General features: G+C 38.0%; 13 protein-coding genes. 3 read left to right on the top strand and 10 right to left on the bottom strand.

Annotation, left to right across the window (positions count from 1 at the left end):
• Positions 1 to 3 precede the first annotated feature (3 nt).
• The 8 genes from AB3G38_RS02540 to AB3G38_RS02505 all read right to left on the bottom strand — a co-directional run bounded on the left by AB3G38_RS02540 (position 4) and on the right by AB3G38_RS02505 (position 12,799).
• Entirely contained in the window at positions 4 to 1,818 is a 1,815-nt protein-coding gene (locus tag AB3G38_RS02540) for a type VI secretion system Vgr family protein (RefSeq protein ID WP_367866933.1), read from the bottom strand.
• 89 nt (positions 1,819 to 1,907) lie between these two features.
• Complete coding sequence (locus tag AB3G38_RS02535; RefSeq protein ID WP_367866932.1) at positions 1,908 to 2,567, bottom strand: RNA polymerase sigma factor; 660 nt, start codon at positions 2,565 to 2,567, stop codon at positions 1,908 to 1,910.
• On the bottom strand, positions 2,546 to 3,040 hold the full coding sequence (locus AB3G38_RS02530; RefSeq protein ID WP_367866931.1) for a hypothetical protein: 495 nt from the start codon (positions 3,038 to 3,040) through the stop codon (positions 2,546 to 2,548). The genes AB3G38_RS02535 and AB3G38_RS02530 overlap by 22 nt, the downstream gene beginning before the upstream one ends.
• Before the next feature lie 288 nt (positions 3,041 to 3,328).
• Positions 3,329 to 6,094, bottom strand: coding sequence for a family 78 glycoside hydrolase catalytic domain (locus AB3G38_RS02525; protein ID WP_367866930.1), 2,766 nt, complete (start codon positions 6,092 to 6,094; stop codon positions 3,329 to 3,331).
• A gap of 31 nt (positions 6,095 to 6,125) precedes the next feature.
• Complete coding sequence (locus tag AB3G38_RS02520; protein WP_367866929.1) at positions 6,126 to 7,562, bottom strand: RagB/SusD family nutrient uptake outer membrane protein; 1,437 nt, start codon at positions 7,560 to 7,562, stop codon at positions 6,126 to 6,128.
• A gap of 9 nt (positions 7,563 to 7,571) precedes the next feature.
• Positions 7,572 to 10,886 carry a TonB-dependent receptor gene (locus tag AB3G38_RS02515; protein ID WP_367866928.1) on the bottom strand — a complete coding sequence of 1,105 codons (3,315 nt, stop codon included), beginning with the start codon at positions 10,884 to 10,886 and terminating at the stop codon, positions 7,572 to 7,574.
• A gap of 100 nt (positions 10,887 to 10,986) precedes the next feature.
• Positions 10,987 to 12,141: a FecR family protein gene (locus tag AB3G38_RS02510; protein ID WP_367866927.1), complete on the bottom strand. Its 1,155-nt coding sequence runs from the start codon at positions 12,139 to 12,141 to the stop codon at positions 10,987 to 10,989.
• Positions 12,142 to 12,220: 79 nt separating this feature from the next.
• The gene (locus AB3G38_RS02505; protein ID WP_367866926.1) at positions 12,221 to 12,799 is read right to left on the bottom strand and encodes an RNA polymerase sigma factor; all 579 of its coding nucleotides are present in this window, start codon (positions 12,797 to 12,799) and stop codon (positions 12,221 to 12,223) included.
• Between the two features lie 575 nt (positions 12,800 to 13,374).
• Here AB3G38_RS02505 and AB3G38_RS02500 point away from each other — a divergent pair.
• A complete protein-coding gene (locus AB3G38_RS02500; protein WP_367866925.1) occupies positions 13,375 to 14,064 on the top strand; it encodes a hypothetical protein in 690 nt (229 codons plus the stop codon).
• A gap of 31 nt (positions 14,065 to 14,095) precedes the next feature.
• Complete coding sequence (locus tag AB3G38_RS02495) at positions 14,096 to 14,761, top strand: hypothetical protein (RefSeq protein ID WP_367866924.1); 666 nt, start codon at positions 14,096 to 14,098, stop codon at positions 14,759 to 14,761.
• Positions 14,762 to 15,387: 626 nt separating this feature from the next.
• Here AB3G38_RS02495 and AB3G38_RS02490 read toward each other — a convergent pair.
• Complete coding sequence (locus AB3G38_RS02490) at positions 15,388 to 17,529, bottom strand: P-loop NTPase fold protein (RefSeq protein ID WP_367866923.1); 2,142 nt, start codon at positions 17,527 to 17,529, stop codon at positions 15,388 to 15,390.
• A gap of 88 nt (positions 17,530 to 17,617) precedes the next feature.
• On the opposite strand from AB3G38_RS02490, the gene AB3G38_RS02485 reads away from it, so the two are divergent.
• Entirely contained in the window at positions 17,618 to 17,797 is a 180-nt protein-coding gene (locus AB3G38_RS02485) for a hypothetical protein (RefSeq protein WP_367866922.1), read from the top strand.
• Positions 17,798 to 18,050: 253 nt separating this feature from the next.
• On the opposite strand, the gene istB is transcribed toward AB3G38_RS02485, so the two are convergent.
• A complete protein-coding gene (gene istB / locus AB3G38_RS02480) occupies positions 18,051 to 18,767 on the bottom strand; it encodes an IS21-like element helper ATPase IstB (RefSeq protein ID WP_367866921.1) in 717 nt (238 codons plus the stop codon).
• Between the last annotated feature and the right edge of the window lies 1 nt (position 18,768).

Below are 18,768 nucleotides of genomic sequence, written 5' to 3'. Positions count from 1 at the left end.
TATCTATTTCAGTTGAACTTCTTTTCCTCCGCTTACAATTACATTTTGATCGCTATTAATTTTAAAATTCGCCCCTTTTGCAGTTTGCGTGACTCTTTTAGCATCTAAATCGTAGTTATTTTTAACGGTTTGCTGTAAATTTTTGCCGTTTAGTTTAATGAGTCCTTCTTTATCAATAGACAACAGGTTATCACCAACTTTTAGGGTAATGGATGTTTTTGCATCTAAAACAATGTTGCCTTCTGCGTCGGCATGAATAACTGATTGAGGTGGATTATCTTTATCACCGCCTACATTGATGGTCTTAGAGTTTGCAGCATTGAGGGTGGCGTTACCTGCCCCATCAAAATGGAGGTTAGCACTTCCTTTATCCATAAGGTTAACACTTCCATCTGCGTCATTCATTTGCAGCTTATTACCACTTCTGGTCGCAATACTTTTTAAATGATTATCCTCTGACCCTCCAGAGCCGTTATTACCATGATAAACACTGCCCAAAACAATGGGCCTTGCTATATTCCCTTCTTCAAAAGCTATTACAACCTGATCCCCTTTTTCGGGGATAAATGCGAACCCTCTATTTTTACTCACTTTGTCGCTGCTGCCTGCATCAGGTGTCATTACCCGAAGCCATTCCGTTTCGTCATTGGTTCCGCATTGCCATTTAAACTTCACTTTTATGCGTCCGTGTCCTTGGGGATCATTATTGTCCACCACATTGGCCAATTGCATATCTGGTTGAGGTTTTAAAGCGCGTCTAACTGGTAACTTCTCACTCTCCGAAGAAACCCCTTCAAAAGTATGGTGATAATGTCCAACACCGTCAATTTCATGATGGATGGCCATCACAACAAATTTTCCGAAGTCTTCTACCTGGAAATCCTGTCCATTGCGCATACTGGTACTGATATTAACCACTTTGCCAATCCCTACCTGAGGATTGTCGCCACGGCCATTGACTTGGACAAGTCCAGACACGAGCGCTTTATGCTCATCGTTTACAAATGTATCAATCTCTTTTTGGGAGTTCACCCTGACACTTAGTGGCTGGCTGAAGCGTTTACTATATACATCGTTAGAGGCAGAAATGGCGTGGGAGACATCTGACAAGCTTGAGCTTTTTACTGAAGGCTTTGCGCTCAATAATATGTCTTCCGGGGAATGATAGGCAAACTTCTGATAATTCAGAGGGGCAATCTGCATTCCATATTGCATGCTGTGAAGATCCCTTCCGTATATAAGTGCAACTTCTTCCTGCTGGTCTGGCTTACCGAAATGCAGCATACTGCCATCATAATAAAACCATTCATGGTATTCAGCAGAAAGCCGGTTGATGAAATCAAAATCACTTTCTTTATATTGTATGATATAATCAATCATGGAGGTATAAGCTGGATTGATTTGAAAATTCAGGTCATTCTGCGGCGTATCATTGGTAGCTTGTTTCAAAATGGTTTTTAGGTTTTTATTGAGATAAGAACCCAGATCGGGGCCTCTGTCAAGCAGGATACCCGGACTATACCCGGTGATTACTATATCGCCCTGAAAACCGTGGGTTTGGGCGATCTCAACTTTTGCAATGATCCCCGTGAAGATGTTTTGGGGTTCTCCAAGAATACCAAATTGAGCAGTCAAGCTCTTCCCTATGAAATCTTTGGATTTGGCAAGAGTAATGCTACTGGTACCCTCGACCTGATCGTGATTAATACGGAGTTCAAAAATATGATGTTCATTGAAACGCTGGTCCAGCGAAAAAAGGCTGAAATGCGTAATAGGCACCTGCTCTATGTTTATGTCTGCGATTAATTTGTTTACCATGATATTAGGATTTATCATCAATATATATACCTTAATCAATTGTATTGTAGTTTATTACGTCAACGTTATTATAGTAGTGGCACAAAGAGCTATTGTATATGTTTTCGCCGCTTGAATAATGACCTGATCCGATGCGTTTTTCTTCTATTTAATTTCATTATATGGAATCGCTGAACATATTCATTTAAACTGCGCCCGGAACCGTTTATTTGTGCATTTACGACATTTAACGGAATATCTAATTTTTCGCATATCTGTTTTGAAGTCATTTTCACCTTGTATTTAAGGTTAAAAATCTGAACTCGTTCTGGAGGTTGGATAAGGAGCCATTTATCAATGAGCTCCTTAATTTTCGGGATACTCAATGCTGAATCAGCCTTAAGTATTACCAGGGCAAAATGATTTAGGGACTCGGTATAGGCACTGTGTAACTCATTTTTCTCATCAAGTTCGTATAGCTTGTCTTTCAAACTACCTACCAGATACTCTGATGCCTTTCTTATTTTGAGTTTCCTCCTGTTAACCCAAAGCTCATTGAATACCTGCTCTACAAGATCCATTACAATTGATTGATTCCGTAACTTTCTATATGCTTTTTTGTAAAGCTTTGTTGCCCATCTTTCGGTAAGCTCATAATGTGCAGCCTTTACATCTTCCTTTATCAGAGAAATGAGTTCTTCATCATTTTTTAAATGAAAATATTTCGAATATCTATTGAAATTATCATTCATGTCAGCAACCCTCTCCATAGGATTAGTGCATCTATATTTTCCCGTTCCCTTTCTATCATGAAAGACAGTAGGTCAAAAAAGCTTCCTTTCATCTTTGGTTCTTCCTCCGAAAAAGTAAATAGTTCCTCGTTATCTAATTCAAGTATCTCATTTTTTAGAATAGGGCTGATTATTTCCCAATCTTTTCTGAAAGTTTCAAGCGAGGGATATTCGATATAAAGCTGAGTACCATCGGTACGAAAAATTTGATCAGTAGACGGATTAATCTCAATTCCTAATACATTTGCTATCTGAAATCTAAAACTTACCTGGCCGCCTACTATCCATGGAACAGACTTGGAATAAACATCGAAGCGGTAAAGATCCTTTTCAGTAATCTCATTTAATATCTTGGAGAGTTGTAAAGTATGCTCATCATATTTTAGAATGAGCATTTTTAACCTGATGTCCTTATTATCCATGACCATAAATTTTGAGGTGTTATATTCCATATTAATTTTAGGGTAACTGATACAATTAAGTTTCGATAGGACAGAAGTAATAGACATAGATGTGGCATTAACTATAATTCTGTTATAGTTTTAGTGAGATTAATTAAACAAAATGAGGAGTCAGATCAGTGTATTCCTATATTTCAAATATGATACACCTGCTTTCTTTAGCATAGTGCATCTGTAAATTAAAATACAGGATAATCCAACTGAATAATTAACTTAATCAGTTGTATGTTGGATCTCTTATGCAAACTGTAGAATAAAGGTTTGTATGTGCCATACTTATTAGAAATGAAAGGTATATTCAAAATGATAATTTCCGGAACCAACGCTCATTTGTTGGGTATCCCCAACCTTCTTTATTTCATGAAGATCTTTTACAGAGTAAATGTCATTTCCGTTCTCCAGTACCTTGCCGGCAACATTAGGTAGTTCTATTTTTGCCGTTGTATTAGGAGGTATTACAATGTCTATTTTCAGTTTTTTTCCATCAATCATCCATTTTGAAGATACTTTACCATAAAGGGTTTCCAATTCTGCCTGAGCAGTTGTGAGATTTGCTCCGGGCTTAGGGGAAATCACCATTTCTTTAAACCCTGTGGCGGTTTCGCTGGTGTTTATTCCAGCAACAACTCGGTACATCCAATCACCAATGGCACCATATGCATAATGGTTAAATGAGTTCATCCCTGGATCTTCAAATGAACCATCTACTTTAATGCCATCCCATCGCTCCCAAATTGTTGTTGCACCATTTTTTACCGGGTATAGCCAGGAAGGGTATGTTTCCTTAATTAATAAACGATAAGCCATATCAAGATGGCCAAAACGAGTAAGTACGTGATTAAGATATGGTGTGCCTAAAAATCCTGTAGTAAGATGTTCATCATAGTTGTCGATATTTCTGCGGAGCCTGTCGGCTGCAGATTGTCTGAGCTCTTCTGGCAACATATCAAAGTTAAGGGCTAAAACATAGGCCGTTTGAGTTCCTGAAGCAATCCTTCCTGAAGGTGTCACGTATTCTTTTTGGAATGCTGATTTTAAGTGATTTAACAATATGGAATATTTCCTTTCATCTTCAACTTTCCCTAAAATTTCAGCTGAATTGATCAATAATTGTGTTGAATGTGCAAAGAAAGTCTGCGCGATAAGTCCTTTGTCCGTTACTGCTGCACCATCTTCGTAATCCGTCCCGGCATACGATAACCAGTCTCCGAAATGCGTTCCTGTACTCCACAAATAATCTTTGCTGTGACGAACCATATAATCAACCCATCCTTTCATTGAAGGATACTGTTGTTCAAGTATCCTTTTATCTCCATAAGCCAGATAAACGTTCCAGGGAACTATTGTTGCGGCATCCGCCCAGCCAGTGGCAGCTACAGCGCTACTATCCTGTACTGTTGGTATTACATAAGGTACTGCCCCGTCTTTATGTTGATCTGCTGCAAGATCCTTTAACCATTTACCATAAAAACCAGCCACATCCATATTGAAAGTTGCTGTTCTGCAAAAAGCCTGTGCATCGCCAGTCCAACCCATTCTTTCATCTCGCTGAGGGCAGTCGGTCGGTACATCTACAAAATTTCCTTTCTGTCCCCACACAATATTATGCTGAAGCTGATTAATTAAGGGGTTTGAAGTTGAAAATGTGCCGGTTTGGGGCATATCCGAGTAAATCGCATAGGCTACAATGCTTGTGGAGTCTAATACACCTGTATATCCTTTAACCTTAACGTACCGGAAGCCTTGAAAGGTAAAATGAGGTTCATACGTCTCTTCAGCTCCTCCTTTAAATACATAAGAGATTTCCTGTTTGGCAGAACGAAGGTTTTGCGTATAAAAATTGCCCTTTTGATCAAGAACCTCAGCATGGTATAATTTCAAGGTATCACCAGATTTACCAGCCAGTTTAAATTTCACCCAACCGACAAGATTTTGCCCAAAATCTATTACCCGATCCCCCTGCGGGGTAGTAAGGACTTTCAGCGGAACAAATTTTTCATGTTTTCTAACTGGCGGGCCTGCCATTGAAACCAAATTGTCTTTGATACTTGAATTGACCAATACTTGCTTCCAGGCTTTATCATTATAGCCGACTGTTGACCAGCCTATTTTTTCCATTCTAGCATCATATACTTCTCCGTCAAAAAATGAAGAGGAATGAATCGGACCTTGTGAAGTTTTCCAGGTTCCGTCGGAAATAAATGTGCCACGTGTTCCATCTTTATATTCGACCTCCAACTGAACGAGTAAAGCTAATTCTTTACCATATATATCCTTTTTCTTGTCATAAGTATAACCGCGATACCATCCATCTCCCAAAGTCACTCCAATAGCATTCAGGCCATTTTTAAGTTGACTTGTTACATCATAAGTCTGGTATTGAATGCGGTTATTGTAACTTGTCCAGCCCGGAGTGAAATAATCGTTGCCGATTCTTTCACCATTAAGCCAACCTTCATATACACCATGTGAGGTTATATACAAATAGGCTTCCTTTACAGGTCTGTTAAGTTTAAAATCTTTTCTGAATTGTGAGCTTGGGCTTCCCGTGGTGTCATTTTTAAAATTAGATTGTATCCACTTTGCTTTCCATTCCCGGGCATTTAAAATACCCATTCTCCAGCAGTTAACCTTACTCCATGTAGAGGATTCTCCTTCACTGTTCCATACCATAACCCTCCAAAAATACGCCTGTTTTGATTTTAATGCCGGCCCATTATAAGGTACCTGAACAGATTGATCTGAAAATATCTTGCCAGATGACCATAATGGAGCTTTTAATGTATTCGCAGATTCTTTTTCAGTAAAGACCTGAATTTCATAGGCTGTCTGCCTGATATTCCTTTTGGCACCTGTAAGTTTCCAGCATAGTCGAGGTTTAAGTACATCAATACTTATTGGATTCATTTTATATTCACAGATCAGGTGATCAACTCCGAAATTCGTTGGTTCACCCTGTGCCCGTAATACGAAAACCTGTACAATTATTAAGAACAAAAGCCCCTTTAAATACCGGTTCCTGAACAATGTTTTAATATAAATCATGGGTGTATGGTTAGAATTTATAAGGTTTCTATTATTGCTGTAAGTTAATGTCACGTTGAGGGTATTGATACAGCAAACGAATATTCCCGTAAGCTGCAACACTCAGGTAATTTTTCTCTTTTTTCTCTTTGGCAGCGTGTCTCGTCATGACTTCAAGAGCTGTACCTGTTCTCAGTAAATCATACCATCTTTGATTTTCAAACGCAAATTCTATTCGTCGCTCATGTAGGATAGCTCTTCTGAGTTCGGCCTGACCGGTTCTTAGGAAATCAGGTAATCCTGCCCGTTTTCGGACTTGGTTCAAATATGGGATAGCTTCCACTGACATTCCTGTTTCATTTAAACATTCAGCAAGCATTAACAGCACATTTGAATACCGATAAACCGGGAAGTTGTTTCCGGTAATTTCTCTAACAGCATGAACGCTATTATATTTCTTTATATAAGGGACTATTTTCCCGGTATTTTCTGATTCGTAATTTTCGTCAATGGAAGCGGCTCTTCTCAAATCTCCTTCTTCATAGGCATCCAATAGATCCTGAGTAGGTATGTTCCATCCATTGCCGGTATCATGAGTGATTTCAAAGCCAGTTACTAAACCGTCAGGAGAATCCCAGGGTGCAAAAAGATCCGTAAAGTCACTTCCTAATCCATTAGGGCCTTCCATAAACTGGATTTCAAATATTGATTCCGGCCCATTCTTCTTTTTTACATCGAAATTGTCTGCATAGTTCTCAAGTAGATGATAGTTAGAAGTTAGCAAGGGGCGCAATTTCTGTATTGCCAGATCATATTTATGTGTGCTTAAATACACATCTGCCAGCAGTATCCTTGCTGCCCCTTTGGTCGCCCTACCTTTTTCATCAAATACTTCCGGAAGTTTGGTAATTGCCAAATTCAAATCATTAATAATTGATATATATATATCAGCTGCCGGCTTCCTTTTATTTAAGGAAAATGCATTTTCAGTAGAAGTAATTTCTTCAAGTATGAGCGGTACTTCACCGAACATCCTTACCAGATTGAAGTAGTAATAGGCACGCAAAAAACTAGCCTGTCCAATAATTTCATCAGTTGCTTTCGCATCACTGATAGCTGCTTTTGGCAACCTGGTTAAAATAACATTACAGCGCCCAATTCCAAGGTAGTTACCCTGGAGAAAATCTTGTACATCATCATTTAGATTGATTTCTCTGAATTCGTCCAGCTCTTCGCGAAGGTTGCCTGATCGGTCATCTGTATTTAATTGGTAGGATGTGTTATCAGAGCGCATTTCGGCAATTTCCCAGTAGGAACGGGTATATAACCCATGCAACGGCGCATAGGCCCCATTCAAAGCTTTCACAAACTGGTCTAATGTTTTAAAATAATTGGCTCCATTTTGATTCGTTTCTGGCTCGACGGTCAGATAATTTTTTTTGCAGGCACTTAACCCTATAATGAATATGATAATTAGTAATTTTTTCATAGGAGCAGATTATAATGTTAAATTAATGCCTAAGGTATAAACCGCTGATATGGGATACCCCGTAAAATTAATTCCTGGTGCCAGGGAATGGTTGCCCTCCTCTGAATTTATACCCACTTCCGGATTACCACCTTTATAGGCAGTGATCAGTAAAGCATTTTGTGCACTTGCATAAACCCTGAAATTCTGACTGAACTTTGTTTTGAAAGTGTAGCCTAAAGAAATATCCTTAAATGCGATATATGAATTGGACTTAACCCAATAGGATGGATAATAATCTCTTGCCAAATTGGTATTTGCATTGGTTGATGGTAAAAGGCCAGCACCCGGATTAGTTTCAGATCGCCATCGATTTGCCACTTCTTTCTCTACATTAAACACTCCATCAAGATTGGTCGTGAATTGCTTATATAGATCGAAAACGTGGCCACCTTGTGAGCCAGCCATTACAATGTTCAGGTCAAAGTTTTTATATGATAAACGGTTGTTCAGACCAAATGTAAAGTTAGGATGCGGATTTCCTATTATAGTTTGATCATTCCCATCAATTATACCATCACCATTGATGTCCTTATATTTAATCGAGCCAGGCAACTGGCCTTCAAAATGTGGCTGCTGATCAATTTCTTTTTGATTTTGAAAGATGCCTTCGAAAACATATCCAAAAAACATTCCTAATGGCTGCCCGACTTTTGTAATGCTCGTTGGATTCTCGAATTCAGGGGCATCTAAAATCTGAGGGGTTTTTCCAAGACTTATTACTTTATTCCTGTTGAATGAAATGTTAAAATCTGTGGACCAGTTGAAATCCTTTTTTAAAATATTTTTAGTTGTTAATGTAAATTCTAACCCCCTGTTTCTTACATTTCCAATATTAGTCAATGAGGAGGTAAAGCCTGAGCTTATGGGTAGCTGAAGGTAGCTCAGCATATTTTCTGTATACCGGTTATAAAACTCTGCTACTAAATAGATTCTTCCTTTAAGCAGGGATAGATCCATCCCGATATTTAGCTGAGTGGTAGTTTCCCATCCCAATTTAATATTCCCTAGCTCATTGAGCGCATTTCCAGGAGCAAGGACATTACCAAATACATAGTTGTATTTATCCAGAGTGGCGATGTAAGCATAGTTTCCAATGTTGTTGTTACCCGCAAGTCCATAACTTGCGGTAAATTTGAGCTGATCAATTGCTCCGGTTTTTGGAAAAAAAGATTCATTTGAAATTCTCCATCCAGCTGATATAGAAGGGAATGTGCCCCAACGGTTATTTGGGGCAAACCTTGATGATCCGTCACGGCGAATAGAAGCTGTTAAGAGGTATTTATCCTGATAGGCATAATTGAATCGGCTATATAAGGAAAGTAGTTTCCATTGTTCTTTCCTGGCTTCAGCGGTTAAGCTTGCCGCAACATTTAAAGTCCTTACAATATCGTCTGGAAATCCTGAGCCAAAAGTAGCTCTGTAATCACTTGTCTCATTTTGGATGGAAAAACCTGCTAAAGCGGTCAAACTGTGTTTACCCCATTGATGATTGAAGTTTACCGTATTTTCATTTAAACAGTTCATTGAATTACTTGCCGAGGTCGAGCCAGTAGCCAGTTGTGGAGGTGCTTTTCGGAAATCCCCAACGTAAGATGGTCTGAAAGAGTCCGTGTTACTGTTATTGTAATCTGCACTTAAAGTAGTTTTAACGTTCAATCCTTCAACCACTTTCCATGCTGCATAAACATTTGCCATGGTCCGAAAATCTACCTGCTTGTTCATGGTGTTGGTCAATGCATTGACAGGATTGTTGTTGACGAAGGTGCCTGGTGAAGTTATTCTTGGATTAAAAGTTCCATCCGTAAGTCTGACTGGAGGAATAGGACTATCAAGCAATGCCTGGGTTATCACGCCACTTTGAAAATGGCCATCGGTCTCCTGCTTATTTCTTCTATTATATGTTGGCGCTAAATTTAAGCCAATCGTTAGGTTCTTTAGTACATCCGCTTCAATATTTGCCCTTAAGGAATACCTGGTAAATCCGGTATTGATTACCGATCCTTTCTGATTAAAAAAGCCTATAGAGAATAAAGACCTGACTTTACTGGTGCCATTTGCAATAGTCAAATTGTAATTTTGCATTAATGCTGGCTGTGTCAATTCATTATACCAATTTGTTCCCTCGCCAAGAGAAGAAGGATTACGATATTCAACTGGAATAGTAGAAGGATCAAATACTTTCCCATTGAATTTAGCCAAATCTTCAGCTGCCTCATTGCGAAATTGAGCGAACTCAGTAGCATTCATCATCTTTATTTTGCTCTTTTGGGTGATAGATTGTAAGCCTGTAAATGTGCTTAGGGCTATGGATGACTGACCGATTTTTGCCTTTTTTGTATTAATAATGATAACTCCATTTGAGCCACGAGATCCATAAATCGCAGTTGAAGCAGCGTCTTTTAATACACTGATTGATTCTATGTCATCAGGATTCAATGTACTTAAAGGATTGGAATGCTGATCAAAACCTGTGGAAATTGGAAAACCATCTACAACATATAGTGGGTCATCTCCGGCACCAGTTGAACCTGATCCTCTTATTCTTATGATCACACCGCCACCAGGAGTACCTGTAACCTGGTTGACTGTTACACCTGCCAGCTGACCCGCTAGTTTCAGGTCAACGCTTGCTGCTTTAATACCCTGGATATTTTCCATTTTTACCGACCCTATGGCACTGGTCAGATTGCGACGTTCCTGGTTTCCATAACCTACAACTATGAGCTCATTCAATTCCCTTTCGTCCTGTTGAAGTATAATATTAATTGAAACGCGGTCTTTTATTTCCTGCTCTTTAGTCTTAAATCCAATAAAGGAAATAATTAATATCGCATCAGGGTTAACATTTATGGTGAATTTGCCTTGCCGGTCGGTAGTTGTACCTCCAGATATTCCCTTTATCCGAATACTTACCCCAGGGAGAGGCTGGTTTTTTTCATCCTTTACAAATCCGGTAACAGTATTTTCAGAATTTGATCTGTTAAGATTGCCTGGTTTCAAACTTACTATAATATTATCATCTACAACTTTATAGCTTAAAGGCTCATTTTCAAAACATTTTATTAACGCTTCATCAAGAGTTACATTATCTAATTTAATACTGAGTGGCTTTGCTTTAATTATCTCCGAGTATTTATAAAAGAAATGATATCCACTCTGCTTTTCAATTAATGTGAAAACTTTCTCCAGATCAGCATTCTTTACATTGATACTGATATTTTGAGAATAACTTTCGGCGCTTAGATGTAAACAGCATACAAGCAAAATAATAGTAAATTTCAATCTCAAGAAAGATTGTGAGCATACTTTTATAAATCTGAATAACTGCAATGGAGAGATTAGACGCATATTGATTTATTAAATTTTAGATATAGGTTGGACTTTATTGCTTTTTTGGCGTAACAATGACCTGGCGGTCCTTGACTTTAAAGCGAACTCCGCTAAATTCTAATAATTCTAAAGTTTTAGAGAGATTGCTATTTCTTTTAATCTTTCCGAAAAGATCTTGTTCATTAGAAACCTTTCCATGAAAGATCACTTCAATATTATACCATCGTGATATCTGTTGCATGATTTCAGGCAGGCTGGTTCTTTTAAAAGAAAAGTAACCATTTTTCCAGGCGACTGCCTGCTCAGGATCTATATCTGTGATTTTAATTGATCCGGCATTATCAATTACACCTTGCTGGTTTGGCTTTAGAACCTTATTCGCTTTTCCATTACTTAATTGAATAGAACCTTCGAGTAGTGTAGTTTTTGTTGAAGACAAGTCTCCATATGCACTGATATTAAAATGCGTACCAAGAACTTTAACTGTTGTAGAATTTACAGTGACCTTAAAAGGCATAGCAGGATTTTTGGCAACCTCAAAATACGCTTCTCCAGTTAGCTGTACGAGACGTTCTTCACCGATAAACTGAGCAGGGAATTTTAAAGAAGAGGCAGAATTAAGCCAAACTTTAGTTCCATCCGAAAGAGTGACCTGGTACTGTCCACCTCTTGGGGTCTTAAGAAGATTTGTCGAAAAATTATTTTTAGTGTGGTTTATTTTTGACAGATCTAATACATTATTAGCCGTATAAATGAGTTGACTATTTTTTGTGTTTACAATACTCAAACCATTGTTCTGCACAAGAACTCGATCTCTGCCTGTATTAAGGTCGATAGATTTTCCATCTGAAAGAGTTAACGTTGCAAAATTACCACCGGGCCCAATATCTTTAGTTACTGAAAGAGTATTTCCTTTTATGTCATTTTTAGCAGGTGCTGATGTGTAGAAATATAAACCAGTACAAACAACCAAAAAAATTGCAGCTGCAGCTGCAAAAGTTCGAATAAAATTATGCTTTTTGACATTATGATTTAATCCCATTCTAAAATCAAGATCAATCAGATTTTGCTTTAATTCTTGATCAGATAGATTAAAATCAGTTTTATTTTCATAAAAAAGCCAGTTCTCAACAATAGCCCCCTCCTTTTCAGTGCATTGTCCTGATTGATATTTTAATAAAAGATCTTTAACTTCTTTTTTGTTCATATTTAAATAATTGATTATTCTCAATTCATATAGATGACGATAAGAGAAGTTCGGCGGGTGCAATTAAAATTTATAAATATTACAGTTTCATAAACATATAAAGGAAAGTAACGACCCCAAGTTTTGTTTTTAATATTAATAACGCCCGGCGTATATGACTTTTCACAGTTTCTTCGGATAAATTAAGCTTTGCGGCTATTTGTTTTCGAGTTAAATTAGACTTTCTACTCAATTCAAAAGCTTGTCTCATCTTTGCAGGCAAAGCAGAAATCTCAGATTCAATAAATTTAGATAGATCGTTATGACGCACCAGGTAATCGGTATCGGCCTCATGCTCTATGAGATAATTTGAAAAAGAGTCTATATACTTTTGAGTTACGGTTTTGTGTCTGAAAGAATCAAAAATTTTATTTCTCAGAGTCCAAAACAAATAAGCCGATAACTCTTTGGTTATGACTATTTCTGTACGTTTTTCCCAAAGCGTTAAAAATAATTCATGGATCAGATCTTTAGCTTCTTCTTCGCTATTTGTCTTTTTATATGCGAATACGAATAAAAACTCTTTATATCGATGATAGATCTCAGCATAAGCAACTTTGTCACCGGCCTTTAGTCTGTAAAACAATTCGTTATCACTGATTTTAAAAGAATTGCTCATTGAATTTTTATGATTTTATTTTAGAATTATCCCAATAAAAGGCCGCAGAAAAACTAATATTTAGTAATGCCAGTGAAATTTCGCTTCGATGTTGAATCATTTAAAATATAGTGCAATAAATGATAATTTTTATACTTAATAGATATAATTTATGCCAATTATAGAGTTTTAAATATGGATTTTTTTAAATATTACGCGAACGATCTCGATCTCATGGTCAAATTCATTATGGTTTAGGCGTATAGGATAATTGGGAAATTATTAAAATCTATATAAAGCTATTTTAATACTAAGTTCTGAATCAACCCTGCATTGCATTGATTTTTGATATCCCAAGTTTATTTTTTTTAAAACCTCCTGTTCCCAATGCACCCATGTGCTTTAACTAAGCGTCATGTATTTGAAAAGGCAATAATTGCTTATGTAATTGAGGTATTGAAGTCTGGTCGTTAAAATATGAACTGATTAATAATGTCACTGTTTAATTGACATATGCAATTTTCAAAATAGGTGAACAAATTTGTCTCATTGACTCAAACAATTCAATATTTAACTTAAAATAAATAATTACGATCATGAATAAATCAGTTAAAAAAATTTTACTTCTGGCTTTTGTATTTCTAAATTTTTACTCCTGCAAAAAATCTGAATCAGATAATTTAGAGATTAAAAATAATACAGAAGAATCTGCTTCACTTGACTCGTTGAAAGCTCTAATGATGAGCAAAGCAACACATAGTAGATCTTATTTAGATAAGATCGATTCCAGCAATGTGCAAGTGACTGTCAATGATTATTATGTACCCGAACCTTTTCCATCAAATGTACCTGAAGTTTATCCACTAAATGGCGGGGACCTTGGATATGCACATATCAGAGGGTATTATGCTAATATTAAAACCGGAGTTGGGTATACAGGTGGGGTAAGCAATTTAGGAGTGATCCTTTCAATCAGAGAAGGGAATGTGCAGGAATACACTAGAGTACCTGCCGTGCTGCCTACAACCTGCTGGCAAGTCGGTAGAGCATCTAATAGTGCAAGTGCGTCAGCTCTATTTGTTTTAGCCTATAACCTCGCTGTCGATGAGCTTAAGCTCGCAGTACAACGTAATCCGGCACCTTTTTATATATCTTATAATGTTCAGCAAACTTTAGTTAACTTAGTGAGAGCTAATTTAAGTGTTGTCGGTGGAAGTTTTAGTATGGGGACATGTTCAGGCATTACAGTTCCTTATCAACCTGCTGTATTTGGACGTTTAACGTAATATTACCTTTAATAAATTAACCAAGATCAAAATGAAAGATAAGCTAATAAACGACATTTATAATTATTACCCAATTGGTTCAAGTATAAAAAGAGCTGAATATTCAGGTTATAGCGAATTAATGAATAGACTAGAGAAAAAAAATGATGTCTATAACCTTAATAATAACAATGGTGGTACATTTGAAATCGGTGAATTCCTCTCAGCTAATCAGATAGAGTACATACCAGATTTTCAAAATTTTCCATCATATGGTGTATCTATATTTTTAGGGGAATCCGAGCAAAACAACACAAAGATATCAGGTCAGTTGATATTGAGGATTTCAATGCTAACTAACTCGTTTACTGTTTTCTACATAGAAGTTATTTCAAGTAATAACTACCACGAAACCTTATCATTTAAGAACTTGCAGCTATCAAAAAATAATTTTTATTTAGATCCTGGGGCGAGAATATTAAACCTTGTTAAAACGGCTGTTAATCAAAGTAATAGTGATCTGATATTTGCAGATCCAATATTGCTTTTTACCAATAAAATCGGTAAAGGTGTACCACATGGATTAGATGATGTTCCTGAAGCATTGAATTACTATTCTATCTACGATTATCTTTACGGTTCAGATTTTTCAAGCTATTCTACCTTGATTTCAGATTTTTTTGTTGCTCCGACTACTCTTACAATCGTACCTTATTAAACTATGTAATTAAATAAAATAAACGTATTTCTCTCAAGCCCATTAGTTGCAACGTGGAAATCCCAGAATGAAATCGCGGAGCCGGCCGCTCTAAAGGCGGCAACGGCATAATGCTTTTTCAATTCAGGGTAGTGCAATTCCAAAATATCAATGCAGAGGACTGAGTATCGCACAAGTAGTTCGGGTAGAAACGTCTATGTAAGCATTGGCTGTATGTTTCGACAAATGTAGTCATCAAATACGCGCCAAACTGTCCACCCCTTTTCTGCCATGGGGATTAGCGAATGCTAAAATTATTGGATTCTAATTTAGAATATCATATCTTTATAGAATAGAAGGAATTTCTTTAAAACGACACAAATCAGGTCTAAATAATCGGTTATCTTTTCGGTTACCTATAAAATACGAGAGAGTGGAAACTCATTTTAAACCCATTTAAATGCATATTGGTATGATCCCGAAACGATTACAAAAAAAGCCTCACATTTGAGGCTTTTTTTGTAATCGTTTCGGGGGCTATCCGACCAAGAAGATTTACAATAAAGCATAAGTCAGCCAATTTCATACCCCAACACGGTAAGACTTGCGCTAGAAAAGGTTATTTTTTATTGCTGTTCTGAGCTTGGCTAAATGTTGGTTTTGCGCTCATACCAGTGCATGAACTGTCGGACTAAGTTTTCATCGGTCTGGTATGCTCCGGCGTAAGAATCCCAGATAATTTCCGGCTGACCGGATTTATTAAGCCTAAAGTTCTTCTCGATCTCGGTTTTAATCAGTTCGGCATCAATCATCCCGGTGATATAATCGTATTGCTTTTCATCAATGTTAGAGTAATATGGTTTGGGATTGCTGGAGCTATGGATTTTACTAGTCAGGCAATAAAGGATTTTGATGTAGGCATCTTTATGCCTTTGGATTAATCCGCTAATGTAAGTTTTAAAACTTTCCGAATCCTCTTCATGCCAAGTGTCAAATAATCGGTAAGTAAGCTCCGGAAAAACTTGGTATAATGGGCTTTCCCCAGCCTGCTCTATTGCTCGCTTCAAGATAAGGTTAGAAAGTTCATTGATTTGCGATTTATTGAAAATTTTTTGCTCGTTTTCTTCTTTTGCTGCATTTATCCACCTGAGTAAGGCAAAGGCGTAATCAATGTCAGCAATTGAGAAAAGTTCTGTAGCTAATGTGTAGCTTTCTGTTTTATTGGAGCTAAGCTGGAGCTGCTTGCTGATGAAGATAGCAGATTGGCTGTATGGACGCAGGTAGGCAAAAAAACCTTCGCTTTGATCATTATCCAGCAGATGTGAATTTCTGGTTAGGGTTACGGCAATGGCGGTAGAAAAGGCCCAAGAATATTCTTCTTCCCTGCTGCGCAGTTTACGCATTAGGTTTTCTGCAGTACCGTCGTCCAATAGTTTTTTAAGCTCACGGTCCTGCTCAGTTCCGCTAAAGCTTTCCAGGGTTTTAATAAAGGTTTCAAAGGCGCCATCGGCCAGGTCGCCAGTAATCACGCAATAGCTAAAGTAGCGGTTAAAGTAGATCGTGGAGGCGATACGTTTTTGCCTGTAATACTCACTATCCATCCTTGTATTATGGCGTATGTTGCTGAAGGCTTCTGCTAATCTTGGAAAGAGGCTTTTTAGTAGGTCATTGATGGCTCTTATAATTCTTGTATCTTCTTTTTCACCGAGTTTTTCAAGCTGGCTATTCAGGCGATTAATCTTATTCTTGTCTGAACTTTCAGAATATTCATCTTGGAAGCCTTCGGTAAACAGGTTGGCATCCGAGCGGATCAATTCATAGTGCTGGGGATAGACAATTTTAATAGCCTCGATTAACATCAAATCAACAACGTTTACTTCACCGAGTAATAGCGGTAGCGAAAAGGAAAGGGTATTGCTGTATCGGAGCACCATTCTTGGGGTTTTAAGTTTGGGCATAATGGCCTGTTGGAAGCCTTCGATAAAACGGTTTGCCTCTTCTCCAGCGACATTGATCTTGTGTTGATCCAGGATTATGTTGATGAGCGAGATGCTGTACTCCTGTAAAGCGCGAATTTGCGCGGCAGGGATACGCAAAGGCACCTGAATTATTTTTTCCAAAAATTGTTTTCCGGCGGCAGCATTACCTTCACCAAAGCGCTCGCCAATTGCAGCAGATACCATTTCCTCATCGAAGGATAACAGGTATATGGTATTGGAAAAATCAGCAGTCAGCTTTACCAGCCGGAAGATGGAATGAATTTCTAATTTCTCCAGGCGGTCAATGTCATCAATAAAGATGACCAGTTTCTTGTTTTTTTCTAAAATGATCTGGTTAATTCTATCTTTCAGGGATTCTATACTAGTTTTATCGAGCAGTTTGGAAGCACCTTTTGCAATACCGGACCCATCACCCACCATGGGAACGTTAACCAAATCGCTGTACTGGGCAATTAATTCGCCGAGTTTTTCTTTTTTGGTTTTTAGCTTGGCATCAAGAGTTTGAGCCAAAAGGTTAAAAAATTGGAGTAAAAGAGTGTTGTCATCCTGGTACCTCCAGGGATTGAATTTAACAGTGAGGACGTTTTCGTCCAGCTGAAGTTCCTGCTCGATAAAGTTAAGCACAGAGGTTTTTCCTTCACCCCATGCACCGTAAATGCCGATAGTTATGCAGTCCTGACTTTGCCTGTTGATGATGGTTTGGGCAATTTGGCGGGAAAAACCGTAGCGCTGGAAGCGATCATCGCTAGAGCGGAAGATAGGGCTATCGGAAGAAAAATTTAAGTCCATTGATGTTGAGTCGTTTTTAGAATTGATTAATATAAAAATAAAGGATTTGTTTAATTGTATCGATAAGAGTTGTTAACAATCAGCCTGCATGAAAGTAATCGCTGATTTTAAGTGGTTTGTGACGAAGTATGATATTGCGAAAATCATTGTCCACCCGGAGTCGGCTTTGAGAAATTATAAGGCGCTGACAGAGCGGGTTTGCAGGTATTGTAACCGGGATTCCACGCTTACAACTAAAAAAAAGAAGCCTATATTATCCCTCAGTTGATTTGTAACCATTATTTGTGCTCTGATTTTGAATGTGAAGAATTCAACAGCTATTTTTCAAGGCTTAAACATCATTTAGCAGACTTCTTTCTGCATGGCCGGCTTCCAATGAAAGATACAGGGGATTCTGAGTATTTAACCGGTATCATCTTAAAAATGTACCTGCTGGATATTCTGGCAATGTTGACCCCAGTAATGCATCATACTGACCCCCTTCGGGGATTTGGCCTGTCATAGCTGACGGCATGACAATTTTACCTTTTTTTTCTAAGACTTTCTCCTTTTAATTCAATTCTGTAAGAAGTGTGCACCATACGGTCCAAAAATGCATCTGCCAGGGTTGAATCCCCAAAGATATCCCACCATTTATCCACCGGCAATTGGCTGGCAATTATTGTAGCCTTTTTTGCATGTCGGTCCTCAATTATCTCTAACATGTCCATTCGCTGTTGTTGTTCAAGATGTGTCAGTCCGAAATCATCCAAAATGAGCAAATCTGCTTTTGATATCTTTTCAAAAAACTTGTATACACTTCCATCAATCCGGCTCATCTTTGTTTTTAACAATAATTTCTGGACATTGAAGTAAGCCACTCTGTATCCCTGGGTACAGGCCTGGTGTCCGAGTGCTGACACGAGAAACGATTTTCCTGTTCCCGTAGAACCGCACACTAATATTGCTTCTCCTTTGGGTATATACTCACCTGTGGCAAAGATACCGACAGCGGCTTTGTCCAATCCTCTTTTTGCATCCATGTTCAGTTCCTCTATTGATGCTCTGTAACGGAAGTTTGCATTTTGCTGAAGCCGTTCAAACCGCTTTCCATCCCGATCGTCAGCTTCTGCCTGCAGAAGCACTTCCATCCCTTCGCTCAGGGTAAGTTCATGGATTCTTCTTGTTTCGCTAAGCGCTTGCCAGCTCCGGATCATACCATGTAGGCGTAAGTCCCTTAATTGAGTTTCAATGTTCATT

Source organism: Pedobacter sp. WC2423 (genome assembly GCF_040822065.1).
Lineage (GTDB): Bacteria > Bacteroidota > Bacteroidia > Sphingobacteriales > Sphingobacteriaceae > Pedobacter.
Note: the sequence above shows the minus strand (reverse complement) of the source record. Positions and strands in the feature narration are given on the sequence as shown.